Below are 15,591 nucleotides of genomic sequence, written 5' to 3'. Positions count from 1 at the left end.
ATATGAAGAAGGATGTGGAGTATAAGCCAATTGTCTCTGTTATTTGTACAGTCTATAATAAAGGGCAATGGCTCAATCAAACTATTGAAAGTTTTCTAAAACAAAAAGAAATAAGTTTTGAAATTATTCTTATTGATGATAATTCAACAGATAATTCCAAAGAAATTATCCAATCATTTTCGGAAATGTACCCTTCAATAATTACTAGTGTATATAATACGGAAAATTTAGGTATAACCAAAACATGGAAGAAAGCCTGTTTGTTGGCCTCCGGAGTATATATAGCTAGATGTGATGGGGATGATTATTGGACTGATGATTATAAGTTGTCAAAACAAGTTCAATTGTTAAATAGTTTTCCTGATTCAAAATGGTGTGGAACAGATATTGATTTTGTAGATTCTGATAGTGTTGTTACTGCAGAATCAGTATTTTCAAATCATATCATTGATATTGCTGATACATATGAAAAGATGATTGCTACACGTGGGTTTACAGCTCCTTCAACATGGTTGGTTGAGAGAGAATTAATGTTAAGTGTTAATAGTATGTTGGATGAAGATATTCAGACAGCTGATGATACTTTCAATCTACAATTAGATTTGTTTCATCAAACAACATTCAGCTTTTTACCAGAAGTAACAGTTGCCTATCGTGTTAATGAGGGATCTGACTCTCGTCCTCAAAATTTCAAAGATCTTCAGAATCGCTTTGATAAATTACTTAAAACACAATATTATTACTTAGATAAGTATTCGGATGTGGACTATAAAGCAATTCTTTGTATTCTTCTTAGGAAATATAATGACTTTGAAAAAGCATTATCTCGTAGCCACATTCCCAATCATTATTTGGATGGACAGTATGTTACGGTTTTCACGGAGCGTCCAGATAGTCCCTTTTCAGATGAGACCGCTTTGCAATTGCCCTTTAAACCAGGACAAAAGCAGACCCTTCAAGTTCCGGCAGATTGTAGTCTTCTACGTGTAGATTTGTCAGAATTACCAATTTATGTCAAATCAGTCAGTTTGGTTGATGAGGCATATGGAACAGAACTTGAACCCTCTCAGTCTAATGGAGCTAAAATAGGACAGTCCTACCTTTTTGGAGAGCCAGATCCTCAACTGATTTATGATCTTCGCCATACAGACTCTGAAGAATATAGTCTGAGTTTTGAACTGTTTAATACGGATCAGCCCTTGACCAGTCAGTATCTTGGCTCAGAGATAGCCTCGCAGTTGCTTGAATATGATACTGATATGAAACAATTAAAGATACTTAGAAATCAGGCTGCGAATCTTGAATCAGATAATGAGAAGCTGAGGAAGCAATTGGAAGAAATGGTTTATCGCTATAATTCTGTAGTGACTTCTCGCCGTTGGACTATCCCGACCAAATTTATCAATTTATTTAGGAGAAAAAAATGAAGCGACTGCTTTTGTATGTTCACTTTAATAAATATAATCGTGTCAGTTCACATGTCTATTATCAGCTGACTCAGATGCGTCCCTTATTTTCACGAGTGGTCTTTATTACCAATAGTACGGTATCATCTGAAGATCAAGAAAAGCTGCGTAATCAGAATTTAATGGATGACTTTTTGCAACGAAGCAATGTTGGTTTTGATTTTGCTGCTTGGCGTGATGGTATGAATCATGTGGGATTTGACAATCTAAATGATTATGATGTCCTTACCATTATGAATGATACTTGCTTTGGACCTTTGTGGGATATTAAGGATTATTATTTTCATTATGAAAATCAAGCGGAGACTGATTTTTGGGGATTAACCAATAATCGTGCTACCAAGCAGTTTAATGAACATATCCAAAGTTACTTCATTACTTTTAAGCAAGCTGTCCTGCAGTCTGATGCTTTTCATGATTTCTGGGAAAACATCCAAAATCATACGGATGTTCAAAAGGTTATTGACGATTATGAAACTCAGGTAACGACAACCTTGTTGGAGGCTGGCTTTCAGTATCAAACGATCTTTAACACGATTAATGAACCAACTGAGGGCATGCTGCATGCGGATTTCTCCTACTATAATCCGACAGCTATCCTAAATCACAGAGTCCCTTTCATTAAGGTAAAAGCAATTGATAACAACCAGCACATTACACCTTATCTGTTGGATGAAATCGAACGTATATCTGCTTATCCTGTTGATTTGATTGTTTCACATATGTCTGAAATCAATTTTCCAGATTTCAAATACCTACTAGCACGGAAGTACCTTAAACCAGCAGAATTGCCTGAGACGTTTTCTAAAAAAGTTGCTGTTCATTTGCATGTCTTCTATGTTGACTTGCTGCAGGAATTTTTAGATGCTTTTAAAGCCTTTCATTTTGATTATGATCTTTTCATTACGACAGATGTTAAGGAAAAAGAAGTTGATATTGAGAAGATATTGCTTCATAATCATGTTCAGGCACGCATTTTTGTAACGGGAAATATCGGCCGTGACGTACTGCCTATGCTGAAATTAAAATCAAATCTTGCTGACTATGATTATATTGGTCATTTTCATACTAAAAAATCAAAAGAAGCAGATTTCTGGGCAGGAGAGTCTTGGCGTAAAGAGTTAATTGAGATGATGGTTAAACCGGCTGATAGTATCTTATCAGGTTTTGACAATGACAAACTTGGTTTGGTCATCGCAGATATACCAACTTTCTTTAGATACAATAAAATTGTAGATGCTTGGAATGAAAATCTCATTGCACCGAAAATGAATGAACTTTGGAAAAAAATGGGAATGGTAAAACCTATTGATTTCAATCGTTTTCACACTTTTGTCATGAGCTACGGGACTTTTGTCTGGTTCAAATATGATGCCTTGAAGCCTCTTTTTGATTTAAATCTAACAGATGAAGATGTGCCAGAAGAGCCGCTGCCGCAGAATTCTATTTTGCATGCAATCGAACGGTTGCTAATTTATATCGCTTGGAATGAACATTATGATTTCAAGATTTCTAAAAATCCAATTGATATCACACCTTTTGTAGATAATAAATTGTACAATGAACGTGGCAGCAGTGCTCCGCATACTTATGTTGATTTCAATTATATGGGTGGTATCAAAGGTGCGGTTAAGTATATATTTTTAGGACCTGCGCGTGCGATAAAATACATTATCAAACGTTCATTGGAGAAAGTTAAATGATGAAGAAACTGAAAAGTTTTGTAACGGGAAAACAAAAGCATAACACAATTATTTTTTTACTTATTTTGCTTCTTAATTTTGCTTTAAAGAATATATTTTTCTTAATGAAAGATTGGGAGAAACTCTCTCCTTTATTTCAGATCATTGGCGGAATAAGTTTAGTTGTTTATCTATTTTCAATTATAGGATTAGCAATTTATTTATCTAGAAATTTAAATAAATCGTTTATTAGCAAATTATTATTGGGGTACATTTTTTATATAATAGTTTCCTATTTTTTAAATGTCACTCGAAATTTGAATAATGAGTCCTTTAAACTGTTGGACTTAGCTAAGAATCATTTTTTTCAATTTTCTTTTTTTCCAACTTTATTTTTAATTGTAGCTTTTGCAATATTGCTAAGTTACCTTACAAAGGGTAAGCGTTCGCACTTTTCCCAAAAATTTGATGCATTTTTAGAGAATTTTTCTGAAGATGACCAGCTTTTGAGCGGATTAGTTGTTTCTTATATCCTGAGCGATAAACTTTACAACACATCATTGGATGAATCCTTAAATAATCTAAGTCGCTCTCCATTAACCTATGAAGGTATTCTATTTATATATAGTTTAGCAGCGCTAATAATTTTTAGTGTCATTGTTAAGAGCTGTATTAATGCTTATAGGGATATCATAGAGAACCGCTCAAGTCTTTCTTTAGCTTTTGCTTCAAGCCTTTTCTTTGCGATTGTTTTTAACTACAGCTTTCAATATGGTTTAAGAAATGATGCTGAATTATTGGGGCGTTATATTGTTCCGGGAGCAACAGTATACCAGATATTGGTGTTAACAGCAGTAGGTTTTTTCCTTTATTTGGTTGTTAATCGCTATTTATTAATGACTTTTATTATTGCGATTTTAGGTACAATTGTTTCAACTGTTAATATTCTTAAGTCAGACTTACGTAATGAACCACTATTAGTGACTGATTTCACTTGGATTACTAATCCAGATTTACTCATTAGTTTTGTAAGCACTGGTTTTATTATTAGCACGATAGTGATTCTGGCAACTGTCATTGGTTTATATTTATTTTTTAGAAAACGGCTGTTTAAAAAGGAAATAACCTCTAACATTCATGCAAGAGTGGGGCTCATTTCTTGTATTTGTATTCTTGGGTTTAGCATTTTTGTTATTTTTAGAAATGAGAAAGATAGTAAAATTCTAAATGGAATTCCTGTAGTATCTGAAGTTAATAACTGGGTTGATATAGGTTATCAAGGCTTTTATTCAAATGCCAGTTACAAATCCTTAATGTATGTTTGGACAAAACAGGTAACTAAATCTATTATGGATAGGCCTGAGGGGTACAGTAAAGAGCGTATTCTTAAATTAGCTAAAAAATATGATAACGAAGCTAGTAAAATGAACAAAGAACGGAAAGCAAGCATCTCTGATCAGACAGTTATCTATATTTTAAGTGAAAGTTTTGCGAATCCTACTCGTATTCAAGGCGTTAGCCTTAGCCGTGATGTTATTCCTAACATTAATCAGATTGAGTCAAAAACCACTAGCGGATTGATGCATTCGGACGGTTATGGTGGTGGTACTGCAAATATGGAATTCCAAACCTTAACAGGTCTGCCCTATTATAATTTTAATTCATCAGTATCAACTCTTTATACTGAAGTTGTTCCTGATATGGCTATTTTTCCTTCTATAAGTAATCAATTCAAGGCAGATAACAGAATTGTTATCCATCCGTCAGAAGCATCCAATTATTCCAGAAAATATATTTATAATAAATTAGGCTTTTCAACTTTTATTGCCTCAAATGGTACAAAGGATAAAATTGCTAATTCTGAGAATGTAGGACTTAATGTTAGTGATAAAACTACTTACCAAAATGTTTTAGATAATTTAGATACTTCTCAAAATCAATTCTTTTCTGTTATCACTATGCAGAATCATATTCCTTGGTCATCGTCCGAACCGAGTGATGTTATAGCTACAGGAAAAGGGCTTACAAAAGAAGAAAATGATTCGTTGTCTAGTTATGCAAGATTATTGACGTATACGGATCAAGAAACTCAAAACTTTTTAAATCAATTATCCCAGTTGGATCATAAGGTAACTGTTGTTTTTTATGGAGATCATCTGCCAGGTTTATATCCTGAAAGTATTTTTAGTACAGCTCCAGAAAGTCAGTATCAAACAGATTATTTCATTTGGAGTAATTACCAGACTAAGAAGTTAAACTACCCTTATGTCACTTCTAGTGACTTTACAGCTGAACTTCTTACTCAGACCAATTCCAAAGTTTCTCCTTACTATGCTTTATTGACAGAAGTTTTGAATAATATTCCTGCAGGTGATAAGAAAAAACTCTCTGCTCAGCAAAAGAGAATAGCAGAGGATTTGAAACTCTTACAGTATGATATAACTGCAGGAAAAGGGTATATTAATGACTATAAGGGATTTTTCAACATACGATAAGTTAGTAGAAAGAGAGTATTTATGGAAAAGGCAACGCGTTTTATTAAAAATAATTATCAACTATTATTGTTTTACCTTATTATTAGCGCTGTTTTCACACTAGAGTTAATCGTCTATATCAATGACTCTGGCGATCAAACAGTTTTTGCAGCAGAATCAACAAAATATGGATTTTTTGAATATGCCATTTATCGCTATCAAACTTGGTCAAGCAGACTGCTTATTGAATCCCTAACAATGTTTATGTCGGGGCATCATTATATAGTTTTTGATATCACTTTCTTAGGAGCAATGTTTTTATTTCTATATTCTTTGAATAAAGTTATTTTTCCAATAGAAGAGAATTATCGTTATGCTTCGTATATTTTTCCTATAATTTTACTTGTAACCTTTCCTGGATTGCTGTTTACCAGTGCGGGTTTAATTCCTACCGTAACTAATTATTTATTTCCATTATTTTCACTGGTTATTGGCTGGTATTTATTAAGTCAAAAAAATAAAATTTTAATACTGCTAGCTTTTATTGCTGTTGCTTTCGCGTTTATGCAAGAGCAGTTTACTGTTTTTGGTTTTATTCTCTCAGGATTTTTCCTTGTGTTAGAATTCGTTAGGAAAAGGAGTATTGATTGGAGGTATGCTGCTGTATTTCTGCTTTCGCTTGCAGGACTTATATCGGTTGTACTTTCTCCCGGTTCTGACAAACGGTTGACTCAGGAGATTGCTACTTGGTACCCTGGGTTTGAAAAATTGTCATTGTTAACAAAAGTTTTAAAAGGGTACTTAGAAACAAATAGGATTCTTTTTGTAACGGCGGAATTAAATATTTTCATGCTGCTTCTAATTGTTATTATAGTTTTATCTATTCTCAAAAGACAATTTCTAGCAACAACCATAACAGGATTAACTCTATATACAATAGTTATAAATAGACTAGGCATCACCAATCTATTTACAGCAATTCAGCGAATTATTGATGGTCAAAATAATAGAGCAGATATGCTTTACTTTAGTATTAAAGAAAACTTATATCCATTAATTGTTTATACTGTATTATTAGTGGCATTGGCAATAATTATATTTTTCTTATTTGAGGAAAAAGTAAAAGGGTTAATTGCAGTTGTTATATTGGTTTCGGGGTATGCAACGAGAATGCTGGTATCTTTATCCCCAACTATTTATGCTTCCCAATTAAGAACATATATTCCCTTAGTTTTTGCGATATTAGTCGTTATTTTGCTTCTTATAAAAGAAGCTTTCCCATTGGTTAAAGAAAATAATGTGCTAAAAAATTACAGTAAAAATCATTTGAGTTGAACTTGTTTAAAATATGTAAGGAGAAGAAATGAGAAAACTTTCAATAGTCATTCCTTGTTATAATGAGGAAGAGACCATTTATCCATTTCTGGAAGAGACTCAGAAAATTGAAAAGCAGATGTCAGACGAATTGACTTTCGATTATTATTTTGTCAATGATGGTTCTAAAGATAAAACACTGCCTATCCTTAGAGAAGTGTCTGCTCGTTTTGACAATGTTCATTATCTTTCTTTCTCTCGTAATTTTGGGAAAGAAGCAGGGCTATTAGCAGGATTAGAAGCAGCAGATGGTGATTTTATCACTGTGATGGATGCTGATTTGCAAGATCCTCCTGAGCTTTTACTTGAGATGTATGCCAAGATAAAGCAAGGGTATGATGTGGTTGGTACACGCCGTGCAGATCGCAAGGGCGAGCCTCCTATCCGTTCTTTCTTTGCCAAGACATTCTATTGGCTGATTAACAAAATTTCGAGTACTGAGATGGTTGATGGCGCGCGTGATTTTCGATTGATGACCCGTCAGGTGGTTGATAGTATTTTAGAACTTGGAGAAGTTAATCGTTTTTCAAAGGGGCTCTTTTCTTGGGTAGGATTTGATGTTGATTATGTCGCTTATGAAAATCGTGAGCGTATTGCAGGAGAAACTTCTTGGAATTTTTGGAGTCTTCTGCGTTATTCTATGGATGGTTTTATCAATTTCTCAGAAGCTCCGCTCAATCTTGCTATGTGGGCAGGAGGTGCTTCATTTCTAACTTCAATTATAGGGATTTTTATCGTTATTATAGAGAAGGTTTTTGGAAGTGGCAGTGTTTCTGGCTGGGCTTCAACTATTTGTATCATCTTATTTATTGGTGGATTACAATTGCTAGCATTAGGAATTATTGGTAAATATATCGCTAAAATTTTCTTAGAAACCAAAAAAAGACCCGTTTATATTATCAAAGAAAAGGGTTAGCCTATTACAAAAAACAATGTTTAGTGAGTATTATTTGAATGGAGAGATTTATAAATGGAAAAAATAGCTGTGCTTTTACCGGCCTATAATGAAGAATTAACAATTCAAACTGTTATTAAGGATTTTCAACGAGTGTTGCCTGAGGCTGACATTTATGTTTATGATAACAATTCAAAGGATCGAACAAATGAATTGGCCAGAGAGGCAGGTGCCATTGTTCGTTTCGAACCACGTCAGGGAAAAGGAAATGTTGTTCGTTCAATGTTTCGTGAAATTGAGGCAGATTACTATATTATGGTAGATGCAGATAACACTTATCCGGCTGATGAAGTGGAGAAGTTACTTAAACCGTTACAATTAGGTATAGCTGATATGACTATTGGAGATCGTTTATCCAATGGAACATATACGCAGGAAAATAAACGAGGTTTCCATGATTTTGGTAATAATCTGGTCAAGTTTTTAGTTAATAAGCTCTATAAAGGGAATTATAAAGATATTATGACTGGTTATCGTGGTTTTAATCGTTTGTTTGTCAAAAATTTTCCAGTTTTATCTCCTGGTTTTGAAATTGAAACAGAACTCTCCATTCATTCTTTAGATAAAAGGTTTAAGTTGGTAGAAGTGCCGATTACCTATCAGGATCGTCCAGAAGGCTCTGAATCCAAGTTAAATACATTTTCAGACGGTTTCAAAGTACTCAAGATGATTTTCAATTTATTTAAGGATTATAAACCGTTGCTTTTTTTCAGTCTTGTTTCTCTTATTTTTTTCATTCTTGGATTAATTGTGGGAATTCCAGTTGTTGCTGAATTTGCTGAAACTGGGTTTATTGATAAGATGCCATCAGCTATTTTAGCAACAGGTTTTATGATTTTATCGGCATTATCATTTGTATCAGGTTTTATTCTAGATACTGTTGTTCGTCAAAATCGTATGCAATATGAATTAAAAATTTATGATTATTATGATCGTCATAAGTAAATAAGAAAACTAAAAGTTGATTATAGACAAAAATATTGAGAAATATTGTTACTATATTAGGGTACCTGCTAAATAGGGAGAGATTTTATGTTAAAGGAATTATTTAACACTGAGGATGATAAAACAGGAGCTTTAATCTGTTTTTTCCTATTCTTTAGTTTTATAATGTGTCTTATTACTATTGCCTATAAAGGTCCGATGTCTGGTTTGGATGAATCATCGCATTATGCAAGGAGTATTCAGTTGGCGACAGGTCAGCTGGTTGTTTCTAATAATGGTGATATGTCACAGGTGGGTGGTTATATTTCAAAGACACAACGACAATTTTTAGATCGTGGAGTAGAATCATTCGTGAATTCTACTGAGGGGAATGTGATAGATAATGAATGGCAACAGCGTTACTCAGATATTCCTTTTTCCAAAGAAGGAGAATTTTTTGCAGCTACAAACGGTGTTCCCTATACCCCTTTCTCTTATTTACCTTATATAGTGGTTGCTAAAATATCTCAGACGTTTAGCATAAAACCAGTTACTGAATATCTTTGGATGCGTATTATAGGTTTTCTTTTCTATTTTGGGCTAATTACTTTAGCTATTCGCATTACCCCAATTGGAAAAATTACACTAGGTATTGTTATGGTCATTCCGACCACTATTGTTAATTTAACATCTATTTCAGCAGATGGTTATCTATTAGCTATAGCTTCTTTGTTTACAGCTTATGTATTTCATATTATGCAGCAAATACTCAATAAGGGAAAAGCACTGACTATAAATGATTATTTAGCTATTATGATATTATCCATCTTACTTGTTATGGGTAAAATTCCTATTTTTGTGTTAATGGGGTTATTCCTGCCAATCATTTTTATTTTATATACTCAAAAAAAGATACCGCAAGTTTTATTTTTGAGTGGTACAATTGTGTTCTGTGCTATTTTAACTTTGTTATGGTTGGCAATTGTTAAAGATGTTAATACAGGAGCATTTTTTGGCAGAAATGTAGATACCTTTAAGCAATTGTCTCATATTAGGTCTGATATTTTGGGTTATCTTAGTTTATTGAAGGATTCAATTATTCACTATCGTTTCATTGATTTTTCAATTGGTTATACAGATAGTTTAGATATTACTAATATACCTGAAAATATTTCTATTTTTGGTTTGATTGCTCTTTTAATGGCTATATTTTGGAAAGGAAACACTACTAGGCTTTCCATTGATAATCATAAAATATTTTACTATAGTTTTCAGACAATCAAATATGCTATTGCAGCTTCTTTCGTTATTTTAGTTTTCACAATTTTATATTTACAATTCTCTCTAATAGGTTCACCTATAATTGACGGAGTTCAATCACGATATTTTATTCCAATCTATTTTTTAATTTTTTCTATAAATTCTAGAATTAGCTTATCTAAAAATTGGTATATGCTGCTATTAGCTATTATTTCTATCATTCCATCGCTTAGCTATTTGGGAATTATATTTTCACAGGCTGTATAATAAATTAACCTCCTAATTTTACGAATAGTAAGATAAGGAGGTTTTTATGTATACGATTCAATATGATCCAGTTGCCATCTTACCGCGTGAGCGTTTGATGCAAGAAGGAGCAGAGCATTTGTCAAATCAGGAGCTTCTAGCTATTTTGCTGCGGACAGGAACCAAGCAGGAATCTGTGCTCAATTTGGCTAACCGAATTTTGTCTGATATGGACAGTCTTACCGATTTTTCACTTCTGTCATTGCAAGAGCTACAGCAAATCTCGGGTATTGGTAAAGTCAAATCTATTGAACTGAAAGCCATGCTAGAATTTGCTAAGCGAATTCATAAATCAGAAATTGCTAAAAGCGAACGAATCATGTCCAGTAAACAGATGGCTCATCAGATGATGATTGAACTAGGTGATGAACGGCAGGAGCATGTTGTAGCTGTCTACCTTGATACACAAAACCGCATTATTCAGAAAAAAACTGTTTTTATTGGCAGCGTTCGTAGATCCATAGCAGAGCCTCGTGAGATTTTGCATCATGCCTGCAGACTAATGGCAACATCTTTAATTTTGATTCATAATCATCCTTCAGGAGCTGTTGAGCCAAGTTCCAATGATATGGAATTTACAAACAAAATAAAACGATCCTGTGATGATTTGGGAATTTGCTTCCTTGATCACATAATCGTTGGTAAATTTGCTTATTACTCATTTCGGGAGGAAAATCGCGATTTTTAAAGTTCATTGACGACATAAGAAAAGAGCTCTAAATCCTCTTTTCGTTTGTCTAAAAGGAGTTCGGGATGCCATTGGACGCCTAAAAAGCGTAAATCAGGTGATATAGATTCGACAGCTTCAATGGTGTTGTCATTAGGGTCTCTAGCAATAATGCGTAAATCAGAGGCTAAGTGATTGATGCTTTGATGATGGAAAGAGTTGATTTCGGTTTTGGTGCCATAAATTTCAGCTAATTTGCTTTCTTTGTCAACAATCATTTCATGATAGAGATAATCAGAAGGTTTGTCCTGCCAGTGGTTTTCAATATCTTGGTGAAGAGTTCCTCCAAGAGCGACATTCATCAGCTGAGTTCCACGGCAAATGGAAAAAATCGGTTTTTTTTGTTTCGCAGCCTCTTCAATCAAAGCCAATTCAAAAAGGTCTCTTTCTAAGAAGAAATCGTCTTCTGAGGCTAGGTTTTCTTCATTGTAAAATCTGGGGTCAACATTTTGTCCTCCAATCAAAAGGAGTTTATCAATCATATTGACATAAGTTTTGGCTTCTGAAACTTCTGATACAGGTAATAGTAAAGCGAGTCCTCCAGCACGTTGAACACCCTGAACAAAGCCAGTAGGGGCATATGACCATTCAATGTCATCATGGGCTGGATTTGGTCTAACATTTGCTGTAATTCCTATTATGGGTTTAGTCATCTGAACTCCTTGTCTTGTCCTCTTCTTTCATGAAATAAAGAAGCGTTTGTAATTCGCTGGTCAAATCAACGTATTGAACCACCACACCTTTAGGCAGGGTGAGATTGACAGGAGAAAAACAGAGGATTCCTTTGATACCAGCCAAAACCAATTCATTGGCAACTTCTTGCGCTTTGTTAGATGGAACTGTTAAAATGGCTGTTTGAATTTTTTCTTGCTCTGCTTTTTCCTTAAGCTGAGTGATGCCATAGATAGGAATGCCGTCAGCTGTTTTGCTGCCAACTAAAGCATTATCATCAGTATCAAAAGCCATCACCAGCTGCATACGATTACGCTCATGAAAGCGGTATTGAAGCAGGGCTCTGCCAATGTTGCCGACTCCTACTAAGAGAACCTTGGTCGTGGAGTTATCATTGAGAATATCGGCGAAAAAAGTCATCAGTTTATTAACATCATAACCGAAACCGCGGCGTCCTAATTCACCAAAGTAAGAGAAGTCACGGCGAACTGTTGCTGGATCAATTCCAATAGCATCAGCAATTTGTTTGGAGCTTGCTTTTTCAATATTTTCGCGATTGAAACGTTTGAAAATGCGATAATAGAGAGAAAGCCGTTTGGCTGTCGCGTTTGGAATGTTTTTTTCAAATGTCATCATAATCTCCTTCCTGTTATTACTATTTTAGAAAAAGTTTGTGAAAAATGCAACAACTCTTTGACAAGTTAAGATAGAAAAAACCTATCTGCTGATAGGTTTTTTCTATGATTAATTTTCAAATTGGCTGCGTTCCAGCTGTGACAGATAGAAGTAGAGGTTACCCCAATTATCTGAGTAGTCCAATTCATGCCCGTTATAAACGAGTTTGATAACCTTATAGTAATCAGCAACAGCTGTCAGGCAGGCAAACTGAGCCCGTTCGAATTCGTCATAGCTGTCGTAAGTGATAGTTTGTTCTTGCTTGCTGGCATTTAGAATGGTTACTTCAATCATATCGTTCTCCTTATATTGAAAGTATAGAAAGATTATAAACTTAGAACAGCCATTTGACAAATGATTTGCTTAGACCTCGGTCTGTTCAAAAATATCGCGGTCAACTAAACTTTGCATGAGAAAGTAAAATTTTTCCTGTAGGATATGATTTTCCTCATGTTTGAAGATATTCACGTTGCGCAGACCAGATTTGTCTGTGATGCTGAGTTTGAAAGCAGTCAAATCATTATTGATAGTGATTTTAAGGGGAAAACCTTCTCCAGAATTGGGGATTTTTTCTAAAATCCTGCTGAGCTCGTAATGTCCAATTTTATTTTGGATGAAGGTAGTATCACGTAAGGTGTATTTTTTGATTTTAGGACTAAGGGTATAGCTGTATTTGCTATCAGCCAAGTGGACAGAGGTTTCAAATGCCATGTTATTCTCCTATAATTTTGTTAAGCTGTTCTGCCAGTGCGATGACTTCTGAGCGGGTATTTTGATCAGAAAGGCTGATTCGGATGGAATTGTTTAACCTATCCGAATCTTTGCCATAAAGGGCTTGAAGGACGTGACTGGGCTCCACAGTTCCTGCTGTACAGGCAGAGCCTGTAGAAACAGCAAAGCCGGCTAGATCTAGTAAAGTTAAAAGGGTGCTGTTGTTTTGTTTGGGAAAACTGACGTTGATAACATGCGGCAGATTTGCACCAGCCATGTTGAGTTTATAATCTATCTTCAAATGGTTTAGAAAGGCTGTTTTAAGCTCCTCAATGGCAGCATAATTGTCTTTCATATTTTGGTTGGCTTCTGTATAAGCAGCGGCCATGCCTGCAATTCCAATCAGATTCTCTGTACTGGCTCTGCGTTTATCTTCTTGTTCTCCTCCGTGAAGCAGATTATCAAAATGCAAATCATTATGGTAAAGGAGTCCAACACCTTTTGGTCCATGAAATTTATGAGCACTTATAGAGAGAAAGTCAATACCGATTGTTTCTGGCTGTAGCGTTAACTTTCCTGCTGCCTGAACGGCATCTACATGAAAGACTGCCTGATGTTCGGTTAAAAGCTCTGCTATTTCCTTAATAGGGAGAAGCTGGCCAGTCTCATTGTTCGCATACATAACAGAAACCAAAATGGTGTCAGATCGTAAGGCATCAGCAATTTGCTGGGCAGTGATTACCTGATTTTCAGGCTGAATATAGGTGATATCAAAGCCAAAGCGTTCGCTCAGGTAGTCCATTGTATGGAGAACAGAGTGATGCTCTATAGCAGTTGTAATAATATGTTTGCCCTTGTTTTGGTTAGCTAAAGCATAGCCTTTGATAGCAGTATTGTTGCTTTCAGTACCGCCTGAGGTGAAGATGAGCTTGCGGGCAGGAACTTGGAGCAATTTTGCCATACTCTCACGTGCCTGACGCAGAATTTTAGAGGCCTCTCGGCCATAAGCGTGGATGCTGGAAGGATTTCCAAAAGTGTCAGTCATAACACGGGTCATAGCATCAGCAGCACTGGAACCAATAGGTGTTGTGGCTGCATTATCTAGGTAGATCATTCTTAATCCTCATGTGAAGTGTAGGCAAAGAGCGGACTGAGCGGCTGACGGTTGTAGATACGAACAATAGCATCAGCAATCAAACCGCTGGCTGTCAGGTATTTAACGGTTGAAGGAATCTTTTCTTTGGTAGCAACAGAGTCGGTCACTAAAATTTCCTTGATAGGAACGACGTCCAAAATTTCTGCTGCACCGCCTGCGAAGAGTCCATGGCTGGCAGCTGCATAAATTTCAGTGGAACCAGCACGTTCAAGGATTTTAGCTGCTTCAGCAAATGTCTTACCAGTATTGAGAATATCATCAATCAAGATTGCTTTTTTACCTGTGACTTCCCCAATAATATAACCTTCCTCGCGCGAAGCATCGTCTTGGGCATAATCAATAATGGCGATTGGCGCATCTAGGTACTCAGCAAGGCTGCGTGCACGTTTAACACCTGAGTTTTTTGGACTGACAACAACAACATCGGAACCTTTCAGTCCTTTTTCAGTGTAATATTTAGCAAAAAGCGGTATGGTAAAGAGGTTATCTACCGCAATATCAAAGAAACCTTGTACTTGAACGGCATGAAGATCCAAAGTCAGTACCCGTTCAACTCCAGCCTTGACCAGCATGTTAGCGACCAGTTTGGCTGTGATGGGCTCACGAGAAGCTGCAATACGATCCTGCCGTGAGTAGCCAAAATAAGGAATGACCACATTGACTGAGTTGGCACTGGCGCGCTTGCAGGCATCAACCATGATGAGCAATTCCCAGAGGTGATCGTTAACGGGATAGCTGGTAGATTGGATGATGAAAATATCATCTCCGCGGACAGATTCTTCAATATTAATCATAATCTCGCCATCTGAGAACTGACGGGAAGATACTTTTCCAAGTGGCAGACCCGCAGCTTTGGCAATCTTTTCAGCAATATCAGTATTTGAGCTTAGTGAAAAGAGTTTGAGTTGTGGGTCTATATGTTGATTTGCCATGACGATTGATGGGCTCCTTTTTATTAATTCCTTTCTATTTTAGCAAAAATCTTCTGAAATTTCAGCTCTAAATAAAGAGAAAGCAGGAGTGCCGCCTAAAAACTCCGCTATTTTCAAAAAAATAAAAAAATACCCAGAATAAATTTTTATTGGCTCTATAATATCTGTAGTGGGTAAATCTCATTCAGATATTATAGGGCTTTTTGACTGTATGAAAAAAGTCCCATATGACTTATAATGAAAAGCGACCAAACTCACATTAGAAAGACTCATATGG

Annotated in this window: 14 protein-coding genes; 8 read left to right on the top strand and 6 right to left on the bottom strand. The window is 35.5% G+C overall.

The genetic code is table 11. From position 1 onward, the window contains the following. The first annotated feature begins 2 nt into the window (after positions 1-2). The 8 genes from ACVRZ8_RS07440 (at position 3) to radC (ending at position 11,129) form a co-directional block, all read left to right on the top strand. Positions 3-1,427: a glycosyltransferase family 2 protein gene (locus tag ACVRZ8_RS07440; protein ID WP_447448686.1), complete on the top strand. Its 1,425-nt coding sequence runs from the start codon at positions 3-5 to the stop codon at positions 1,425-1,427. Next, complete coding sequence (locus ACVRZ8_RS07435; RefSeq protein WP_447448685.1) at positions 1,424-3,169, top strand: rhamnan synthesis F family protein; 1,746 nt, start codon at positions 1,424-1,426, stop codon at positions 3,167-3,169. Before ACVRZ8_RS07440 ends, ACVRZ8_RS07435 begins: the two co-directional genes overlap by 4 nt. After that, complete coding sequence (locus ACVRZ8_RS07430) at positions 3,169-5,643, top strand: LTA synthase family protein (protein WP_447448729.1); 2,475 nt, start codon at positions 3,169-3,171, stop codon at positions 5,641-5,643. The genes ACVRZ8_RS07435 and ACVRZ8_RS07430 overlap by 1 nt, the downstream gene beginning before the upstream one ends. Before the next feature lie 21 nt (positions 5,644-5,664). Further along, positions 5,665-6,957: a DUF6056 family protein gene (locus ACVRZ8_RS07425; RefSeq protein ID WP_447448684.1), complete on the top strand. Its 1,293-nt coding sequence runs from the start codon at positions 5,665-5,667 to the stop codon at positions 6,955-6,957. A 28-nt stretch (positions 6,958-6,985) separates the two neighbouring features. Next, positions 6,986-7,912, top strand: a complete 927-nt coding sequence (locus ACVRZ8_RS07420; RefSeq protein WP_447448683.1) for a glycosyltransferase family 2 protein — start codon at positions 6,986-6,988, stop codon at positions 7,910-7,912. Between the two features lie 54 nt (positions 7,913-7,966). Continuing rightward, entirely contained in the window at positions 7,967-8,896 is a 930-nt protein-coding gene (locus ACVRZ8_RS07415) for a glycosyltransferase family 2 protein (protein WP_447448682.1), read from the top strand. Between the two features lie 87 nt (positions 8,897-8,983). After that, on the top strand, positions 8,984-10,402 hold the full coding sequence (locus ACVRZ8_RS07410; protein WP_447448681.1) for a DUF2142 domain-containing protein: 1,419 nt from the start codon (positions 8,984-8,986) through the stop codon (positions 10,400-10,402). A gap of 46 nt (positions 10,403-10,448) precedes the next feature. Next, positions 10,449-11,129, top strand: a complete 681-nt coding sequence (radC, locus tag ACVRZ8_RS07405) for a RadC family protein (protein WP_447448680.1) — start codon at positions 10,449-10,451, stop codon at positions 11,127-11,129. Here radC and ACVRZ8_RS07400 read toward each other — a convergent pair. From ACVRZ8_RS07400 to ACVRZ8_RS07375, 6 genes are all read right to left on the bottom strand, one after another. Beyond that, the gene (locus ACVRZ8_RS07400; protein ID WP_447448679.1) at positions 11,126-11,821 is read right to left on the bottom strand and encodes a gamma-glutamyl-gamma-aminobutyrate hydrolase family protein; all 696 of its coding nucleotides are present in this window, start codon (positions 11,819-11,821) and stop codon (positions 11,126-11,128) included. The genes radC and ACVRZ8_RS07400 overlap by 4 nt on opposite strands. After that, positions 11,814-12,473 (bottom strand): redox-sensing transcriptional repressor Rex, encoded by a 660-nt coding sequence (locus ACVRZ8_RS07395; RefSeq protein WP_447448728.1) that lies wholly within the window; start codon positions 12,471-12,473, stop codon positions 11,814-11,816. Before ACVRZ8_RS07395 ends, ACVRZ8_RS07400 begins: the two co-directional genes overlap by 8 nt. A 111-nt stretch (positions 12,474-12,584) precedes the next feature. After that, complete coding sequence (locus ACVRZ8_RS07390; RefSeq protein ID WP_447448678.1) at positions 12,585-12,809, bottom strand: DUF4649 family protein; 225 nt, start codon at positions 12,807-12,809, stop codon at positions 12,585-12,587. Positions 12,810-12,878: 69 nt separating this feature from the next. Then, entirely contained in the window at positions 12,879-13,226 is a 348-nt protein-coding gene (locus ACVRZ8_RS07385) for a DUF1831 domain-containing protein (protein ID WP_447448677.1), read from the bottom strand. A 1-nt stretch (position 13,227) separates the two neighbouring features. Beyond that, complete coding sequence (locus ACVRZ8_RS07380; RefSeq protein ID WP_447448676.1) at positions 13,228-14,340, bottom strand: cysteine desulfurase family protein; 1,113 nt, start codon at positions 14,338-14,340, stop codon at positions 13,228-13,230. 2 nt (positions 14,341-14,342) lie between these two features. Then, positions 14,343-15,314, bottom strand: coding sequence for a ribose-phosphate diphosphokinase (locus tag ACVRZ8_RS07375; protein WP_447448675.1), 972 nt, complete (start codon positions 15,312-15,314; stop codon positions 14,343-14,345). Positions 15,315-15,591 lie beyond the last annotated feature (277 nt).

The sequence above is a fragment of the Streptococcus dentiloxodontae genome (assembly GCF_053206925.1).
The sequence above is the reverse complement of the archived record's forward strand: the minus strand, read 5'-3'. Positions and strand labels throughout refer to the sequence as shown.

Excerpts from the sequence above, each read along its gene's own strand:
- ACVRZ8_RS07440 (WP_447448686.1), top strand. The coding sequence starts at position 3 with ATGAAGAAGGATGTGGAGTATAAGCCAATTGTCTCTGTTATTTGTACA.
- ACVRZ8_RS07435 (WP_447448685.1), top strand. The coding sequence starts at position 1,424 with ATGAAGCGACTGCTTTTGTATGTTCACTTTAATAAATATAATCGTGTC.
- ACVRZ8_RS07430 (WP_447448729.1), top strand. The coding sequence starts at position 3,169 with ATGAAGAAACTGAAAAGTTTTGTAACGGGAAAACAAAAGCATAACACA.
- ACVRZ8_RS07425 (WP_447448684.1), top strand. The coding sequence starts at position 5,665 with ATGGAAAAGGCAACGCGTTTTATTAAAAATAATTATCAACTATTATTG.
- ACVRZ8_RS07420 (WP_447448683.1), top strand. The coding sequence starts at position 6,986 with ATGAGAAAACTTTCAATAGTCATTCCTTGTTATAATGAGGAAGAGACC.
- ACVRZ8_RS07415 (WP_447448682.1), top strand. The coding sequence starts at position 7,967 with ATGGAAAAAATAGCTGTGCTTTTACCGGCCTATAATGAAGAATTAACA.
- ACVRZ8_RS07410 (WP_447448681.1), top strand. The coding sequence starts at position 8,984 with ATGTTAAAGGAATTATTTAACACTGAGGATGATAAAACAGGAGCTTTA.
- radC (WP_447448680.1), top strand. The coding sequence starts at position 10,449 with ATGTATACGATTCAATATGATCCAGTTGCCATCTTACCGCGTGAGCGT.
- ACVRZ8_RS07400 (WP_447448679.1), bottom strand. The coding sequence starts at position 11,821 with ATGACTAAACCCATAATAGGAATTACAGCAAATGTTAGACCAAATCCA.
- ACVRZ8_RS07395 (WP_447448728.1), bottom strand. The coding sequence starts at position 12,473 with ATGACATTTGAAAAAAACATTCCAAACGCGACAGCCAAACGGCTTTCT.
- ACVRZ8_RS07390 (WP_447448678.1), bottom strand. The coding sequence starts at position 12,809 with ATGATTGAAGTAACCATTCTAAATGCCAGCAAGCAAGAACAAACTATC.
- ACVRZ8_RS07385 (WP_447448677.1), bottom strand. The coding sequence starts at position 13,226 with ATGGCATTTGAAACCTCTGTCCACTTGGCTGATAGCAAATACAGCTAT.
- ACVRZ8_RS07380 (WP_447448676.1), bottom strand. The coding sequence starts at position 14,340 with ATGATCTACCTAGATAATGCAGCCACAACACCTATTGGTTCCAGTGCT.
- ACVRZ8_RS07375 (WP_447448675.1), bottom strand. The coding sequence starts at position 15,314 with ATGGCAAATCAACATATAGACCCACAACTCAAACTCTTTTCACTAAGC.